Here is a 14,295-nt window from a genome sequence, read left to right as displayed (position 1 = left end):
GATTATCAACACCGTCATTCTCGGGCTTGTCCCGAGAATCTACGGCGGCATGACCTGTCAGGACGGTAATTGCTTCTCTTTTTCTTGGCGGCAGATTCTCGGGACAAGCCCGAGAATGACGACAGGACAAGAAGCGTCGCCCCTGAAACCATGACCATCTCTGCGCTGAGATATGGCGCAAGCGAACTTTCACTGTCAATCGAATTCGATCATGATCAATCATGTTGCATCGCACTCATGAAAATTCATGATTGAACATGATTGACAAACGCCCGCCAATTGCGGGATAGATTAGGACAGGAGGAACCATGCACGAGCGCGAACGCCACCGCATCATCCTGAGCGCTGTTCAGGAAAAGCCGGTCGTCACCATTCAGGATATCGTCGAGCTGACCGAGGCATCGGAAGCGACGATCCGCCGTGATATCGCAGCATTGCATGTGCAGGGCCGTCTTCGCCGTGTGCGCGGCGGCGCGGAGGCCGTCCACCCTCCCCAGCTTGCCAATCTCGCCGGGCGCCCTTTCCGCGTGTCCGAATCCGAGAACATCGACAAGAAACGCGCCATTGCACGGGAAGCGGTAAGGCTTTGCGAGGAAGGCGACACCGTCATCATCAATGGCGGCACGACGACGTTCCAGATGGTGCATTACCTCGCCAGCCGTCGCCTGCAGGTGCTCACCAATTCATTCGCCATCGCCGAGCATCTGGTCAAGCATTCCAAGAGCACGGTCATCGTGCCCGGCGGCGCGATCTATCGCGAGCAGAGCCTGATCCTCTCCCCCTTCGACAATGATTTGACGCGCAATTTCTATGCGCGCCGCATGTTCATGGGGGCGCAGGGCATAGGCCCACTCGGCGTCATGGAATCCGACGCGCTGATCATCCAGAGCGAGCAGAAGCTGATCAACCAGGCGGACGATCTGGTGCTGATGGTCGATTCGACCAAATTCACGCGCCGTTCCAGCCTTATTCTGTGCCCGCTGACACGGGTAACCACTATTATCACCGATGACGGTATTTCCGACGCAGCAACGCGCATGGTGGAGGATGCGGGCATCCGGCTCATCGTGGCGCAGACTGTCGCGGTAGCCAAGAAGGAGGATTCCTCTTCGGTCGCATGAGGGTGAACGAGGAGGTGAGTGAAACAACCAAAGGGAGGGACTACATATGAAATTATTCAGGAAACTGGCGCTCGGTACGGTGTTTGCCGTATCCATGATCGCCGCGCAGGCCCACGCCGAGCCGATGAAAATCGCGCTCGTCGTCAAATCGCTCGGCAACGGCTTCTTCGAGGCCGCCAACAAGGGCGCGCAGGAAGCGGCGAAAGAACTGGGCGACGTCGAGATCATCTACACCGGCCCGACCAGCACCACCGCCGAAGGCCAGATCGAGGTCATCAACTCGCTGATCGCGCAAGGCGTCGACGCCATCGCCATCTCCGCCAATGATCCCGACGCGGTTGTGCCGGCGTTGAAAAAAGCAGCCCAGCGCGGCATCAAGGTGATCTCCTGGGATTCGGGCGTAGCAGCAGCTGGCCGCATCATGCACCTGAACCCGTCGTCGAACGAGCTGATCGGCAAAATGTGCCTGACGCTCGCCGCCAGCCATCTGCCTGATGGCAAGGGCGATTTCGCCATTCTTTCGGCCACCACAACTTCGACCAACCAGAACATCTGGATCGAGGAAATGAAGAAGCAGCTGAAGGATTTTCCCGGCCTCAACCTCGTCACCACCGTCTATGGCGATGATCTGGCCGACAAGAGCTATCGCGAAGCGCAAGGCATCCTGAAGTCGTATCCCAACGTCAAGGTCATCGTCGCTCCGACCACGGTGGGCATTCTCGCGGCGTCACAGGCCGTCAAGGACGCCGGCAAGATCGGTGAAGTCTACGTCACCGGCCTTGGCCTTCCCTCCGAGATGGCCGGCGCGATCAAGTCCGGCGCAACCAAGGAATTCGCCATCTGGAACCCGATCGACCTCGGCTATACCGCCACCGAGATCGCCTATCACCTCGTCAAGGGCGATGCCGACGGCAAGCCCGGGACCGAGATCGATGCCGGACGCATGGGCAAGGTCAAGATCGGCGAAAACGGCGAAGCCGCCATGTCCGATCCGTTTGTCTACAATGCGGAGAATGTCGACGAGTTCGCCAAGGTTTTCTAATTGCGGGTGAGGGGTCGGCGCACCCGGCAGACTGGAACACTGCCGGGTGCGCTGTTTGATAAAATCAATGGCGTACCCTTCACCCTCGTGGTTCGAGGCTCGCTTCGCTCGCACCTCACCATGAGGGTGAAGGGCAGCTCGGCTCCAGTAGTCCTCATCCTGAGGTGCGAAGCGAAGCGGAGCCTCGAAGGACGAGGACGCTTGGCGGTGACGCGATCAACAAAGTGCTCAGGTCAACAATGAACACAGCCGTCCAGACACCCATTCGAGAACCGGCCCCTCCGGCTCCGCTTCTCGAAATGCGCGGCATCTCCAAATCTTTCCCCGGCGTCCGCGCACTTGACCAGGTCGACATAAAGCTCTATCCTGGCACGGTGACGGCGCTGATTGGTGAGAATGGCGCAGGCAAGTCGACGCTGGTGAAAATCCTCACCGGCATCTATCAGCCCGATGAAGGCGAAATCCTCGTCGATGGCAAACCGGTCACCTTCGCAACCGCACAGGATGCGACCAACCACGGCGTCACCGCCATTCATCAGGAAACCGTGCTTTTCGATGAATTGTCGGTGGCCGAAAACATCTATCTCGGCCATGCGCCAAAAACCCGGTTTGGCCTTGTCGACTGGAAGGCGCTCAATGCGCGCTCGCTGGCGCTCCTGCATTCGCTGGAGACGACGGTCGATGTCCGCGCCAAGCTGAAAGAGCTTTCCATCGCGCAGCGCCATCTGGTCGCCATCGCCCGCGCGCTTTCCGTCGATGCACGCATCGTCATCATGGACGAGCCCACCGCCGCCCTGTCACGCAAGGAAGTGGACGACCTTTTCCAGATCATCGAGCGGCTGAAAAACCAGGGCAAGGCGATCCTCTTCATCAGCCACAAATTCGATGAGGTCTACGAGATCGCGCAAAACTACGCCGTCTTCCGCGATGGTCGCGCTGTCGGCCATGGCGCGCTGAGGGATGCGAACCAGAACGAGATCGTGCGCCTCATGGTCGGGCGCTCGGTCGACAAGGCCTTCCCCAAGGTCGATGTGGCGCTGGGCGAAACCGTGCTCAAGGTCACAAACTACGCGCACCTCACCGAATTCCGCGACATTTCCTTTGAACTGAGGCGTGGCGAAATCCTCGGGCTCTACGGCCTCGTCGGTGCGGGCCGCTCGGAGTTCTGCCAGTCGCTGTTCGGCGTAACGCGCCCTTCCGACGGAAGCCTGACGTTGGAGGGCCGCGAGATCACGATCCGCTCACCGCGTGACGCCATCGCGCACGGCATCGTCTATGTGCCGGAAGAGCGCGGACGCCACGGCACGGTCGCGCAGATGCCGATCTTCCAGAACATTTCGCTCCCCTCCCTTGCCAAAACCTCCCGCGCCGGCTTCCTCCGCTCCGCAGAAGAATTCGCCTTGGCCCGGCGCTATGCCGAACGCTTCGACCTACGCGCCGCAGCCCTTTCCGTACCCGTGGGTACGCTATCGGGCGGCAACCAGCAGAAGGTCGTCATCGGCAAATGGCTGGCCACAAGCCCCAAAGTCATCATTCTCGACGAGCCGACCAAGGGCATCGACATCGGCTCGAAAGCCGCCGTCCACGCCTTCATCAGCGAGCTTGCGGCGGAGGGCCTGAGCATCATCATGGTTTCATCCGAACTGCCTGAAATTCTCGGCATGTCCGACCGCGTGCTTGTCATGCGCGAAGGGTTGCCGGCAGGTCTCTTCGACAGGCAGTCGCTCGATGCGGAAACGCTGGTGCGCGCCGCAACAGGCAATGCATGAGGCCCCTATGACCAGAATACTCAAAAGCCGCGAAATCCTCCTCTTCGGCATCATCGCCATCCTCGTTGCGGGCTTTTCCAGCCGCGCGCCGGGCTTTGCGGAGCCGAAGAACCTCGCCGGCATCTTCAACGACACGTCGATCCTCATCATTCTGGCGCTCGGCCAGATGGCGGTGATCCTGACGAAGTCCATCGACCTGTCGGTGGCCGCCAATCTCGCTTTCACCGGCATGGCGGTCGCAATGCTCAATGCCGCCCACCCCGATTTGCCGCTGGCGGTGCTCATCATCATCGCGCTGGGCATCGGCGCCATCCTCGGCGCGATCAACGGCCTTCTGGTCTGGAAGCTCGGCATCCCGCCCATCGTGGTCACGCTGGGTACGCTCACCATCTATCGCGGCATGGCCTTCGTTCTCTCGGGCGGCAGCTGGGTCAATGCGCATCAGATGACGCCGGTCTTCCTCAACACGCCGCGCACGCTCTTTCTCGGACTGCCCATTCTCGGCTGGACGGCGGTGGCGATCGTCATCATCGTCTATATCATGATGAACCGCACCTTCTTCGGTCGCGCACTCTATGCGTCGGGCGGCAACCCCACTGCCGCCATCTATGCCGGCATCGATGTCGGGCGCACCCGCTTCTTCGCCTTCGTGCTGTCGGGCGCGCTGGCCGGGCTCTGCGGCTATCTCTGGGTGTCGCGCTATGCCGTCGCCTATGTCGATATCGCCGCCGGCTTCGAACTCGATAGCATTGCGGCCACCGTCATCGGCGGCGTCTCGACGCTGGGCGGCATCGGCTCGGTCATCGGCACCGTGCTGGGTGCGCTCTTCCTCGGCGTCATCAAGAATGCCCTGCCGGTGATCGACATCTCGCCCTTCTGGCAAATGGCGATTTCGGGCGCGGTCATCATCCTCGCCGTCATCTTCAACGCGCGCGCCGAGAAGCGGCGCGGTCGCATCATCCTGCGCGACAAGGCAGCCAAGACTTATCAAGAGGCCACCGCATGAGCGCCCTTCCAGAAAAGCGTCACATCCCCGACCGGTTAGGCACTTCGTTGACCCGACTGCTGTCGAGTTGGGAAGTGCTCCTGCTGGGCGTGGCAATCGCGATCTTCATCGCCAATGCCTTTGCCTCGCCCTATTTCCTCAATGCCTGGAACCTGTCGGACGCCACCTTCAACTTTACCGAAAAAGCGATGATCGCGTTTGCCATGGCGCTGTTGATCATATCGGGCGAAATCGACCTGTCGGTCGCAGCCATCATCGCGCTCGCATCCACCGCCATGGGCGCCGCCGCGCAAGCCGGCATCGACACGCCGGGTCTGGTCGCCATCGGCATCACCGTCGGGCTGCTGTGCGGCGCCTTCAACGGCTTGCTTGTGGCGGGGCTGGGCTTGCCCTCCATCGTCGTCACCATCGGCACGATGAGCCTTTTCCGCGGCATCTCCTATATCGTGCTGGGCGATCAGGCCTATGGCAACTATCCCGAGAGCTTCGCTTTCTTTGGCCAGGGCTATGTCTTCTGGGTGATCTCGTTTGAATTCGCGCTTTTCATTGTCTGCGCCATCGCCTTCGCCATTCTGCTGCACGCCACAAGCTTCGGACGCCGCATCTACGCCATCGGCAACAATCAGTTCGCCGCGCGTTTCTCCGGCATCCCTGTCGAGCGCGTAAAATTCATCCTGTTTCTGCTCACCGGCCTGATGAGCGGCATCGCCGCCGTCTGCCTCACCTCGCGCCTTGGCTCCACCCGCCCATCGATCGCGCAAGGCTGGGAGCTTGAAATCGTCACCATGGTCGTGCTCGGCGGCGTCTCGATCCTCGGCGGCTCCGGCACCATCGGCGGCGTGGTCATCGCCGCCTTCGTCATGGGGCTCGTCACCTTCGGCCTGGGCCTTCTCAACGTGCCCGGCATCGTCATGTCGATCTTCATCGGCCTGCTTCTGATCGTCACAATATCGCTGCCGATCATCTTCAAGCGCCTCAAATCCGGGAAAAAGGCATGAGCGAAAAATACGCCTTCAAGATGCGGCTCAATCCGGGGATGGAGGCCGAATACCAGCGCCGTCACGACGCGATTTGGCCGGAACTGGTGGACCTCCTGCATGACGCCGGCGTCTCCGATTATTCCATCCATCTCGATCCTGAAACCAACACGCTTTTCGGCGTGCTGACGCGACCGGTCGACCACCGCATGGCAGCACTTGCCGATCATCCGGTGATGAAAAAATGGTGGGCGCATATGGCCGATATCATGGAGACGAACCCGGACAATTCGCCAGTTCAGTCGGAGTTGGTGACGGTGTTTCATCTTGCGTAGAGGGAATGTTTTGATGGAAGCGCGAAACACCCCCCTCTGCCCTGCCGGGCATCTCCCCCACAAGGGGGGAGATTACGCCTTCATCGGCGGGCGGCACCAATCGCCAACGTTGCAGATTGGCGACAGACCGTCGTGTCAGCCAATCTCCCCCCTTGTGGGGGAGATGCCCGGCAGGGCAGAGGGGGGTTGCCTCGCGCCAGCATTTCAATTCGGACATGAGATGGTTGTCCCATGACCACCCCCGCCCGCATCGCCGTTCTCGATATCGGCAAAACCAACGCCAAGACCGTCATCGTCGACACCTCGACCGGCAGCGAAATCGCTACGCGTATCATGCCGAACTCCGTAGCGTCCGGCCCTCCCTATCCGCATTACGATATCGAAAACTTGTGGCGCTTCTTCCTCGAAGCGCTCACGCAATTCGCCCGCAGCCCCGGCTTCGACGCCATCTCGATCACCACCCATGGTGCCTCGGCGGCACTTCTCGGCGAGACCGGCCTTGCGATGCCCGTACTCGATTACGAGCACATCTACCCGGACGAAATCCGCAAAACCTATGCCGCGCTGCGTCCCAATTTCAACGAAACCGCGTCCCCTCTGCTCTCCGGCGGCCTCAATCTCGGTGCGCAACTTCATTACCAAAAAAACGCCTTTCCCGATCTTTTCGCGCATGTCCGCACCATCCTCACTTATCCGCAATATTGGGCATGGCGACTGACCGGTATCGCCAGTTGCGAGACCACATCGCTCGGCTGTCACACCGATCTCTGGAACCCGCATACCGGCTCCTTCTCATCGCTTGTCGATACGCTGGAAATCGAACCGCTATTAGCGCCCGTGCATTCCGCCTTCGATGCGCTCGGTCCCATATTGCCTGAAATCGCCCATGAGATCGGCCTCGACACACCTGTGCCGGTCCATTGCGGCATACACGATTCCAACGCCTCGCTCCTGCCGCATCTGATGCGACGCGAACCGCCCTTCGCCGTCGTCTCAACAGGCACCTGGGTGGTCATCTTCGGCGTCGGCGGTCACCCCGGCAAGCTCGATCCCGACCGCGACACGCTCGTCAATGTCGATGCCTATGGCCGCCCCGTCCCCTCCGCCCGCTTCATGGGCGGCCGGGAATTCGAACTGCTGATGCAGGACACCGCATCGATCAATCCGGCAGAAGCAATCGAAGCATTGCCAGACATCCTGCGCGATCAAACAATGGTGCTGCCAAGCGTCGTCAAAGGCACCGGACCTTTCCCGACACGCGAAATGGCATGGCTCAATGCGGAAACCCTCTCGCCTGCCAAACACTACGCCGCCGCCTCGCTCTATGCCGCGCTGATGACGGATGTCAGCCTCGGCCTCGTCGGCGCCGATGGGCCTATCCTCGTCGAAGGCCCCTTCGCCAAAAACAGCATCTATACCGCCGCGCTCGGCTGCCTCACGGGACGCGAAGTGCTGGCGCTTCCCGGCTCGACCGGCACCAGCCTCGGCGCTGCCATGCTTGCCGGAATGCAGCCCGGCGCAAGCGCGCTCGAGCATAACAATCTGGTGCTTCCCGAAACCTTCGCCAGCTATGCGCAGACATGGCGGAACCTCGTCAGCGAATAGCTTTCACTCCGCTCCGCGCCACTGATACTGCTCGATGGAAGCAGGCTTCATCTCGATCGAAAAGCCCGGCAGCGACGGCGGCATATAGGCCGCATCACGGATCACGCACGGCTCGATGAAATGCTCGTGCAGATGGTCGACATATTCGATGACCCGGCCATCCCTGGTTCCCGATATGGCGATGTAATCGATCATTGAAAGATGCTGCACATATTCGCACAAGCCGACGCCGCCCGCGTGCGGCCAGACCGGCAGGTTATATTTGGCGGCGATCAGCAGCACCGCCAGAACCTCGTTCAGCCCGCCCATGCGGCATGAATCGATCTGCACGATATCGATAGCCCCCTCGGCGATGAACTGCTTGAACATGATGCGGTTCTGGCACATTTCGCCGGTCGCCACCTTCACCGGCCCGATGGCCTCGCGGATTTTGCGATGCCCGGCGACATCGTCGGGGCTGGTCGGCTCCTCGATGAAATAGGGATTACAGAAGGCGAGCTTCTTCACCCAATCGATTGCCTGGTCGACTTCCCATACCTGGTTGGCGTCTATCATCAGGAGCCGGTCGGGGCCGATCGTCTCGCGGGCGATGGTGAGACGCCGGATATCATCCTCCAGATCGTGCCCGACCTTCATCTTCACATGGTTGAACCCGGCATCAATCGCTTCCTGGCAAAGCCTTTTCAGTTTCTCATCGGAGTAACCAAGCCAGCCCGCCGAAGTGGTGTAACAGGGATAGCCCTCGCGCTCGAGCGTGGCGATCCGCTCGGCATTTCCGGCCTCTGCTTTCTCAAGGATTGCCAGCGCCTCTTCCGACGTCAGCACATCCGTCAGATAGCGGAAATCGACGATCCGGACGATCTCCTCCGGCGTCATCTCAGCCACCAGCCGCCAGACGGGCTTGCCCGCCTGCTTGGCCAGGAGGTCCCAGACGGCATTGACCACCGCGCCGACCGCCAGATGCATCGCGCCCTTGTCCGGCCCGATCCAGCGCAACTGGCTGTCGCCCGTCAGATGATGCCAGAACTTCCCCGGGTTCTCAGCGATCGCTTCCAGTTCCCGCCCGACGACGAGATGCTTCATCGCTTGAATGGCGAGGCAGCATATGTCGTTGCCGCGCCCGATGGTGAAGGTGAGACCATGGCCCGCCAAGCCGTCCTCATCGGTATCGAGGATGACATAGGCTGCGGAATAATCCGGATCCGGATTCATCGCGTCCGATCCGTCGAGACTTTGCGACGTCGGAAAACGCAGATCGAAAACGCGCAGATCTGTAATGCGGGCCACGGGGAACCTCTTTACGTTGGTGTGTTCGTTTTCACCCCCCTCTGGCCTGCCGGCCATCTCCCCCACAAGGGGGGAGATTGGATAGGAGTTCTGCTTTCGCCAATCGCCAACGGTGCAGGATAGAGCACCCGTCATGAATGAAGGCCAATCTCCCCCCTTGTGGGGGAGATGTCCGGCAGGGCAGAGGGGGGTGCTATCGCTGAAACGTTTAAACGTCAGCCGTCACATTCTGCTTCTGTTGGCCCAGCCCTTCGATACCAAGCTCAACCACATCGCCTGCCTTGAGAAACCGCTGCGGCTTCATGCCCATGCCGACGCCGGGAGGCGTGCCGGTGGAGATGATGTCGCCGGGATGAAGCGACATGAACTGGCTGAGATAGGAAACCAGGTGGCGCACGCCATAGACCATGGTTTTCGTCGAGCCGTTCTGCATGGTCTCGCCATTGACCTTGAGCCACATCGCCAGGTTCTGCGGGTCGGCCACGTCGTCCTTGGTAACGAGCCACGGGCCGGTCGGGCCGAAAGTGTCGCAGGACTTGCCCTTGGTCCACTGCCCCGCGCGCTCCGTCTGGAAGGCGCGTTCGCTGACATCGTGTACCGTGCAATAGCCGGCGACGTAATCCAGCGCATCTTCCTCGCTCACGTACTTTGCGGTCTTGCCGATGACGATGCCGAGCTCGACTTCCCAGTCGGTCTTCTGCGAGCCACGCGGGATGACCAGATCGTCATTCGGGCCGACGATCGCCGAGGTCGCCTTCATGAAGATGACCGGCTCCGGCGGCACGGCCATCCCGGATTCGGCGGCATGATCCGCATAGTTCAGGCCGATGCAGATGAATTTGCCGGTCCCGGCGACGCAAGGACCGAGGCGCGGATTGCCGGAAACCAGCGGCAGGCTTTCCGCATCGATCTCGCCAAGCCTGGCCAGCGCATCGGGCGCCAGCACCACGCCGGCAATGTCGTTCACATGGCCAGAGAGGTCGCGCAGCTTGCCGTCCTTGTCCAGAACGCCCGGCTTTTCGTTTCCTGCTTCGCCATATCGCAGCAGCTTCATGTCATGTCTCCTTGTATGAAATGAAAGGGAATAGGGGAGTAAGGGAAATAGGGGAGTATGTTTTCCCTGCTCACTTACTCCCTTATTCCCCTACTCCCTTAATTTACCCATCCGCCGTCGATGACATATGCCTGGCCCGTCGTATAGGTCGCGCCGGCAAGATAAACAGCGAGATCGGCGATTTCCTCCGGTGTTCCCAGGCGTCCCATGGGCTGGCGTGAGATGAAGGCCGCGCGGGCGGTCTCGTAATCGCCCTGCGAACGCATGCGCTCTTCCAGCGACGGGCTCTCGACAGTGCCCGGGCAGATCGCCATGCAGCGTATCCCCTGGCCGATATAATCCGCGGCGACCGATTTCGTCAGCCCGATGACGGCCGCCTTGGTGACGCTGTAGGCGAAGCGGTTCGGCACGCCCTTGATGCTGCTTGCAACCGAGGCCATGTTGATGATCGCGCCACCGCCCCCCTTGGCGATCATGCCGGGCAGCACGGCGCGGATGGTGCGCACCATCGAGCGGACATTGAGATCGACGGCGAAATCGAGATCCTCGTCCTTCATCTCCAGAATCGAGCCGGAATGGACAAACCCAGCGCAGTTGAACAACACGTCGACCGTGCCGATCTCGGCCGCCGCCTGCGTCACCGATGCGGTATCCAGCACATCGAGCCTGCGCGTCGAGATGCCAGGCTCATTGGCAAGTGCCGAGAGTGCGTTCTCGTTGATGTCGGTGGCATGCACCGTCGCGCCGGCGCGTGCAAAGGCAAGCGCTGTCGCCTTGCCGATGCCCTGTCCGGCAGCCGTAACCAGAACCGTCTTGCCTTTGAATTTGTCGCTCATCTCAACTCTCCGAAAAATTTCACCATGTGCGTCATGCCTTGTCCCGGCGCTCGGCGATCAGAATATGATCGGCGGCAAGAACCACCTCGCCGCGCTGGTTGATCACCTCGCATCGCTCGACGACCCGGCCGGAACCGGGACGCTTGGGATCGTCGTCCTTGGCGCTGATCGTAACGCGGGTGTGGATCGTATCGCCGATGAAGACCGGTCGCACGAAGCGCAGCCTGTCATATCCATAGGAAAAAGCCACAGGATTGATAAGACTGGCGGTGAGCCCCACGCCGATTGCAAACACCATGGTGCCATGCGCAACGCGCTGGCCGAACGGCGTGGTCCTGGCGAATTCGGCATCCATGTGATGCGGGAAGAAATCGCCGGTATGCCCGGCATGGACGACGAAATCCGTCTCCGTGATGGTGCGGCCCGTGGTGGTGCGCACATGGCCGAGTTGATAGTCTTCGAAATAGATCGATTGTTCCGCCATTCTATGCCTCACGGTCTCGGGTCGAGCGGAGTTGCAGGCTGGGCGCTCGACCGATAGGCGCTTTCGACCAGCGCCATCGTATTCCATGCGTCTTCGACGGAACTGACGAGTTCACGGTCCTCGCCGGCTGCAAAGCGCTGCAGATTGGCCATGCGCCCGACGAAGGCGTCCGGGAACCACGCGCCTTCGAGCGGCACCGCCACCCAGCCGTCGCCGTCCTTCGGATAAATCTCCAGCACATCCGGCTCGCCGCGCGGATAATCGAGATTGACGCCAAGCCTCACATAAGCCGCTCCCTCGGTGCCACAGATACGGAACTCGCAAGCCTGGTATTTGCGGCCGAATTTATGATCATGATTGATCGACAGCGCACAGCGTACCCTGTCGCCATAATCGAGAATGGCACTGGTGCGGGTCTGCGCCACTTTGTGGTTGGGGTGCCCCAGCGTCTTCGCATGAACCCCCATGGGATCGCCGAGCAGTTGCCGGATCAGATCGAGATAATGGATCGAATGCATGGCAATCTCGACACGCGGCAGGCCATTCAGGAACGGCCAGAGTTGCCACGGCGTATCGAGCGCCAGCCAGGCATCGAAATCGATCACCTCGCCGAGCCACCCCTTGGCGATCGCATCCTTCAATGCCAGCATCATCGGCGCGAAGCGCAGCTGGAAATTGATCGCCGCGATGAGCTTCTTCTCACGGCAGACCGAAAGTATCTCCTTCGCCTCTTCCAGCGTGTTGCCCATCGGCTTCTGGATGAGCACGGTCGCCCCATCCGGCAACGCCCTTAGAACCTCCGCGTGACGGCCTGGCGGCGTCGCCAGGTCGAACACCGCATTCTCCACCGCCGCCGCTTCGCCAATCGAGGAAAACGCCGTCACGTTCCACGCATCGGCCAACTTGCGCGCCTTGGCCCCATCGGGATCGAAAAGGCCGGCAATCGGGAAGCCGCCCTTCCGGTAAGCCGGATAATGCGCATCGCCCACGATGGAACCCGCGCCGAACGTCACGATGGGACGCGGATTGGCGGGCAGCGGCCAGGACTGCACGAGAGTTTTTGGATCAAAGGTCACTTGAATACTCCAAAACTGAGCCGAAACCCCTCATCCGACCGCTTCGCGGCCACCTTCTCCCACAAGGGGAGAAGGGAGGAAGACTGCATTGACCTAACTGCCAAACACCAACGTACGCAATTGGCGTCCACATTCGTGCAGCCATTCCTTCTCCCCTTGTGGGAGAAGGTGGCCTCGCCCCCGGGTCTTGCCTCCGGCAAGCCCGAGAACAGGCTGTGCGAGGTCGGATGAGGGGTATTCGCGCCCACTTCAATCAACATGAAACACCTCATCCATCATCGCCCACCATTCACCCTCTTTGCGGGTTGAAAGCGGCACTTGGCAAGGCATGCAGACCGACCACCATTCCTGGTTTTTCGGATCGGCGGCCATCTTCGCCATGTCGGCGGCAAAATCGCTTCCGTGATATTCCCAATAGCCGAAAAGCAGATTTTCCGGCTCGCGCAGGAAGATCGAATAATTGCGAATATTGCAGCTTGAGATCAGCGCCAGGATTTCCGGCCAGACAGTGGCGTGAAGGCGCTTGTATTCGGCAATCTTCTCCGCATTGAGACCGATGATCATCCCCATTCGTTGCATGGACGCCCCCTCAAGCCCGGATTTCACTGGTGAATTCGGCAATGCTGCGGGAACGCAACGCATCCCAGTCCCAATCGATGCCGATACCAGGCGCATCCGGCGCGATCGCGTGGCCGCCCTCGATGCGCATCGAGCTCTGCGTCAGATCGTCGAGCTGCGGAATATATTCGACATATTTCCCATTCGGCACCGCGCAGACAAGGCTCACATGCAGTTCCATCAGGAAATGCGGACAGACGGGAATATCGAAGCTTTCCGCCAGATGCGCCACCTTCAGCCACGGCGTGATGCCGCCGATGCGCGCAACGTCGACCTGCACGATGGAGCAGGCGCCCTTCTGCATATATTCGCGGAAATGGCGGATCGAATAGAGCGATTCGCCGACTGCCACCGGCGTAGCTGTTGCCGCCGAAAGCCTGACATGCCCGTCGATATCGTCGGCGGGAAGCGGCTCCTCCAGCCATGCAAGATCGATATCGCGCAGCACATGCGAACGGCGGATCGCCTCGTCGAGCGTAAAACCCTGATTGGCGTCGGTCATGATCTCGAAACCGGGCCCGAGCGCATCGCGCATCGCGGAGAGACGGTCGAGATCTTCCGAACCGTGCGGCCGTCCGATCTTCACCTTGGATCCACGAAAGCCCTTCTCCTTCGCGGCAAGCGCATCCTCGACCAGCGCCTGTTTTTCGATGTGCAGCCAGCCGCCCTCGGTCGTATAGAGCGGACAGCGATCCTTGGCCCCGCCGGCGAGCTTCCACAAAGGCAGGTTCTGCTTCTTCGCCCTGAGGTCCCACAGCGCTATATCGATCGCGGCCAGCGCCAGCGCCGTGATCGCGCCGATCGTCGTGGCATGGGTGGCGAATTCCAGCTTGCGCCAGATCGCCTCGATCCGGTCGGCATCCTCACCAAGGAGACGTGGCGCTAGATGGTCCGACAGAAGCCGCATGACGGACGAGCCGCCCGTGCCGATCGTATAGCTGTAGCCGGTTCCCGTCGCGCCGTCGGAATCAGTGATGGTGACGATGGGCGTTTCTTGGCTGACAAAACTCTGGATGGCATCCGTCCGCAACGTCTTGGGCGGCAGATCGACCATGCGCAATTCGATTTTTTCTATCCGCGCCATG

General features: G+C 60.6%; 14 protein-coding genes. 7 read left to right on the top strand and 7 right to left on the bottom strand.

Going from position 1 to position 14,295, the window contains the following annotated elements; translation table 11 throughout:
- The first annotated feature begins 308 nt into the window (after positions 1-308).
- The 7 genes from C5748_RS08240 (at position 309) to C5748_RS08205 (ending at position 7,855) form a co-directional block, all read left to right on the top strand.
- Positions 309-1,121: a DeoR/GlpR family DNA-binding transcription regulator gene (locus C5748_RS08240; protein WP_105741465.1), complete on the top strand. Its 813-nt coding sequence runs from the start codon at positions 309-311 to the stop codon at positions 1,119-1,121.
- A gap of 46 nt (positions 1,122-1,167) precedes the next feature.
- Positions 1,168-2,163 carry a rhamnose ABC transporter substrate-binding protein gene (rhaS, locus tag C5748_RS08235; RefSeq protein ID WP_105741464.1) on the top strand — a complete coding sequence of 332 codons (996 nt, stop codon included), beginning with the start codon at positions 1,168-1,170 and terminating at the stop codon, positions 2,161-2,163.
- Between the two features lie 239 nt (positions 2,164-2,402).
- Positions 2,403-3,932 (top strand): sugar ABC transporter ATP-binding protein, encoded by a 1,530-nt coding sequence (locus tag C5748_RS08230; RefSeq protein ID WP_105741463.1) that lies wholly within the window; start codon positions 2,403-2,405, stop codon positions 3,930-3,932.
- A 7-nt stretch (positions 3,933-3,939) separates the two neighbouring features.
- Positions 3,940-4,938: an ABC transporter permease gene (locus C5748_RS08225; protein ID WP_105741462.1), complete on the top strand. Its 999-nt coding sequence runs from the start codon at positions 3,940-3,942 to the stop codon at positions 4,936-4,938.
- Entirely contained in the window at positions 4,935-5,936 is a 1,002-nt protein-coding gene (locus C5748_RS08220; protein WP_105741461.1) for an ABC transporter permease, read from the top strand. The genes C5748_RS08225 and C5748_RS08220 overlap by 4 nt, the downstream gene beginning before the upstream one ends.
- Positions 5,933-6,250, top strand: a complete 318-nt coding sequence (gene rhaM, locus C5748_RS08215) for an L-rhamnose mutarotase (protein ID WP_105741460.1) — start codon at positions 5,933-5,935, stop codon at positions 6,248-6,250. The genes C5748_RS08220 and rhaM overlap by 4 nt, the downstream gene beginning before the upstream one ends.
- A 231-nt stretch (positions 6,251-6,481) precedes the next feature.
- A complete protein-coding gene (locus C5748_RS08205; RefSeq protein WP_105741459.1) occupies positions 6,482-7,855 on the top strand; it encodes an FGGY-family carbohydrate kinase in 1,374 nt (457 codons plus the stop codon).
- Positions 7,856-7,858: 3 nt separating this feature from the next.
- Here C5748_RS08205 and C5748_RS08200 read toward each other — a convergent pair whose 3' ends face one another.
- From C5748_RS08200 to C5748_RS08165, 7 genes are all read right to left on the bottom strand, one after another.
- Positions 7,859-9,142, bottom strand: a complete 1,284-nt coding sequence (locus C5748_RS08200) for an L-fuconate dehydratase (RefSeq protein ID WP_105741682.1) — start codon at positions 9,140-9,142, stop codon at positions 7,859-7,861.
- A gap of 208 nt (positions 9,143-9,350) precedes the next feature.
- On the bottom strand, positions 9,351-10,196 hold the full coding sequence (locus C5748_RS08195) for a fumarylacetoacetate hydrolase family protein (RefSeq protein ID WP_105741458.1): 846 nt from the start codon (positions 10,194-10,196) through the stop codon (positions 9,351-9,353).
- Between the two features lie 98 nt (positions 10,197-10,294).
- Positions 10,295-11,032: an SDR family oxidoreductase gene (locus tag C5748_RS08190; RefSeq protein WP_105741457.1), complete on the bottom strand. Its 738-nt coding sequence runs from the start codon at positions 11,030-11,032 to the stop codon at positions 10,295-10,297.
- Between the two features lie 31 nt (positions 11,033-11,063).
- Positions 11,064-11,516: a MaoC family dehydratase gene (locus C5748_RS08185; protein WP_105741456.1), complete on the bottom strand. Its 453-nt coding sequence runs from the start codon at positions 11,514-11,516 to the stop codon at positions 11,064-11,066.
- A gap of 8 nt (positions 11,517-11,524) precedes the next feature.
- A complete protein-coding gene (locus tag C5748_RS08180) occupies positions 11,525-12,598 on the bottom strand; it encodes a Gfo/Idh/MocA family protein (RefSeq protein WP_105741455.1) in 1,074 nt (357 codons plus the stop codon).
- A gap of 243 nt (positions 12,599-12,841) precedes the next feature.
- Positions 12,842-13,171 carry an L-rhamnose mutarotase gene (locus tag C5748_RS08170; RefSeq protein WP_105741453.1) on the bottom strand — a complete coding sequence of 110 codons (330 nt, stop codon included), beginning with the start codon at positions 13,169-13,171 and terminating at the stop codon, positions 12,842-12,844.
- 10 nt (positions 13,172-13,181) lie between these two features.
- On the bottom strand, positions 13,182-14,294 hold the full coding sequence (locus C5748_RS08165; protein ID WP_105741452.1) for a mandelate racemase/muconate lactonizing enzyme family protein: 1,113 nt from the start codon (positions 14,292-14,294) through the stop codon (positions 13,182-13,184).
- Position 14,295: the final 1 nt, after the last annotated feature.

It is taken from the genome of Phyllobacterium phragmitis (assembly GCF_002980495.1).
GTDB lineage: Bacteria > Pseudomonadota > Alphaproteobacteria > Rhizobiales > Rhizobiaceae > Paramesorhizobium > Paramesorhizobium phragmitis.
The sequence above is the reverse complement of the archived record's forward strand: the minus strand, read 5'-3'. Positions and strand labels throughout refer to the sequence as shown.

Coding starts and splice junctions, on each gene's coding strand:
- C5748_RS08195 (WP_105741458.1), bottom strand. CDS start 10,196: ATGAAGCTGCTGCGATATGGCGAAGCAGGAAACGAAAAGCCGGGCGTT.
- C5748_RS08190 (WP_105741457.1), bottom strand. CDS start 11,032: ATGAGCGACAAATTCAAAGGCAAGACGGTTCTGGTTACGGCTGCCGGA.
- C5748_RS08165 (WP_105741452.1), bottom strand. CDS start 14,294: ATGGCGCGGATAGAAAAAATCGAATTGCGCATGGTCGATCTGCCGCCC.
- C5748_RS08225 (WP_105741462.1), top strand. CDS start 3,940: ATGACCAGAATACTCAAAAGCCGCGAAATCCTCCTCTTCGGCATCATC.
- C5748_RS08220 (WP_105741461.1), top strand. CDS start 4,935: ATGAGCGCCCTTCCAGAAAAGCGTCACATCCCCGACCGGTTAGGCACT.
- C5748_RS08240 (WP_105741465.1), top strand. CDS start 309: ATGCACGAGCGCGAACGCCACCGCATCATCCTGAGCGCTGTTCAGGAA.
- rhaM (WP_105741460.1), top strand. CDS start 5,933: ATGAGCGAAAAATACGCCTTCAAGATGCGGCTCAATCCGGGGATGGAG.
- C5748_RS08185 (WP_105741456.1), bottom strand. CDS start 11,516: ATGGCGGAACAATCGATCTATTTCGAAGACTATCAACTCGGCCATGTG.
- C5748_RS08230 (WP_105741463.1), top strand. CDS start 2,403: ATGAACACAGCCGTCCAGACACCCATTCGAGAACCGGCCCCTCCGGCT.
- rhaS (WP_105741464.1), top strand. CDS start 1,168: ATGAAATTATTCAGGAAACTGGCGCTCGGTACGGTGTTTGCCGTATCC.
- C5748_RS08170 (WP_105741453.1), bottom strand. CDS start 13,171: ATGCAACGAATGGGGATGATCATCGGTCTCAATGCGGAGAAGATTGCC.
- C5748_RS08205 (WP_105741459.1), top strand. CDS start 6,482: ATGACCACCCCCGCCCGCATCGCCGTTCTCGATATCGGCAAAACCAAC.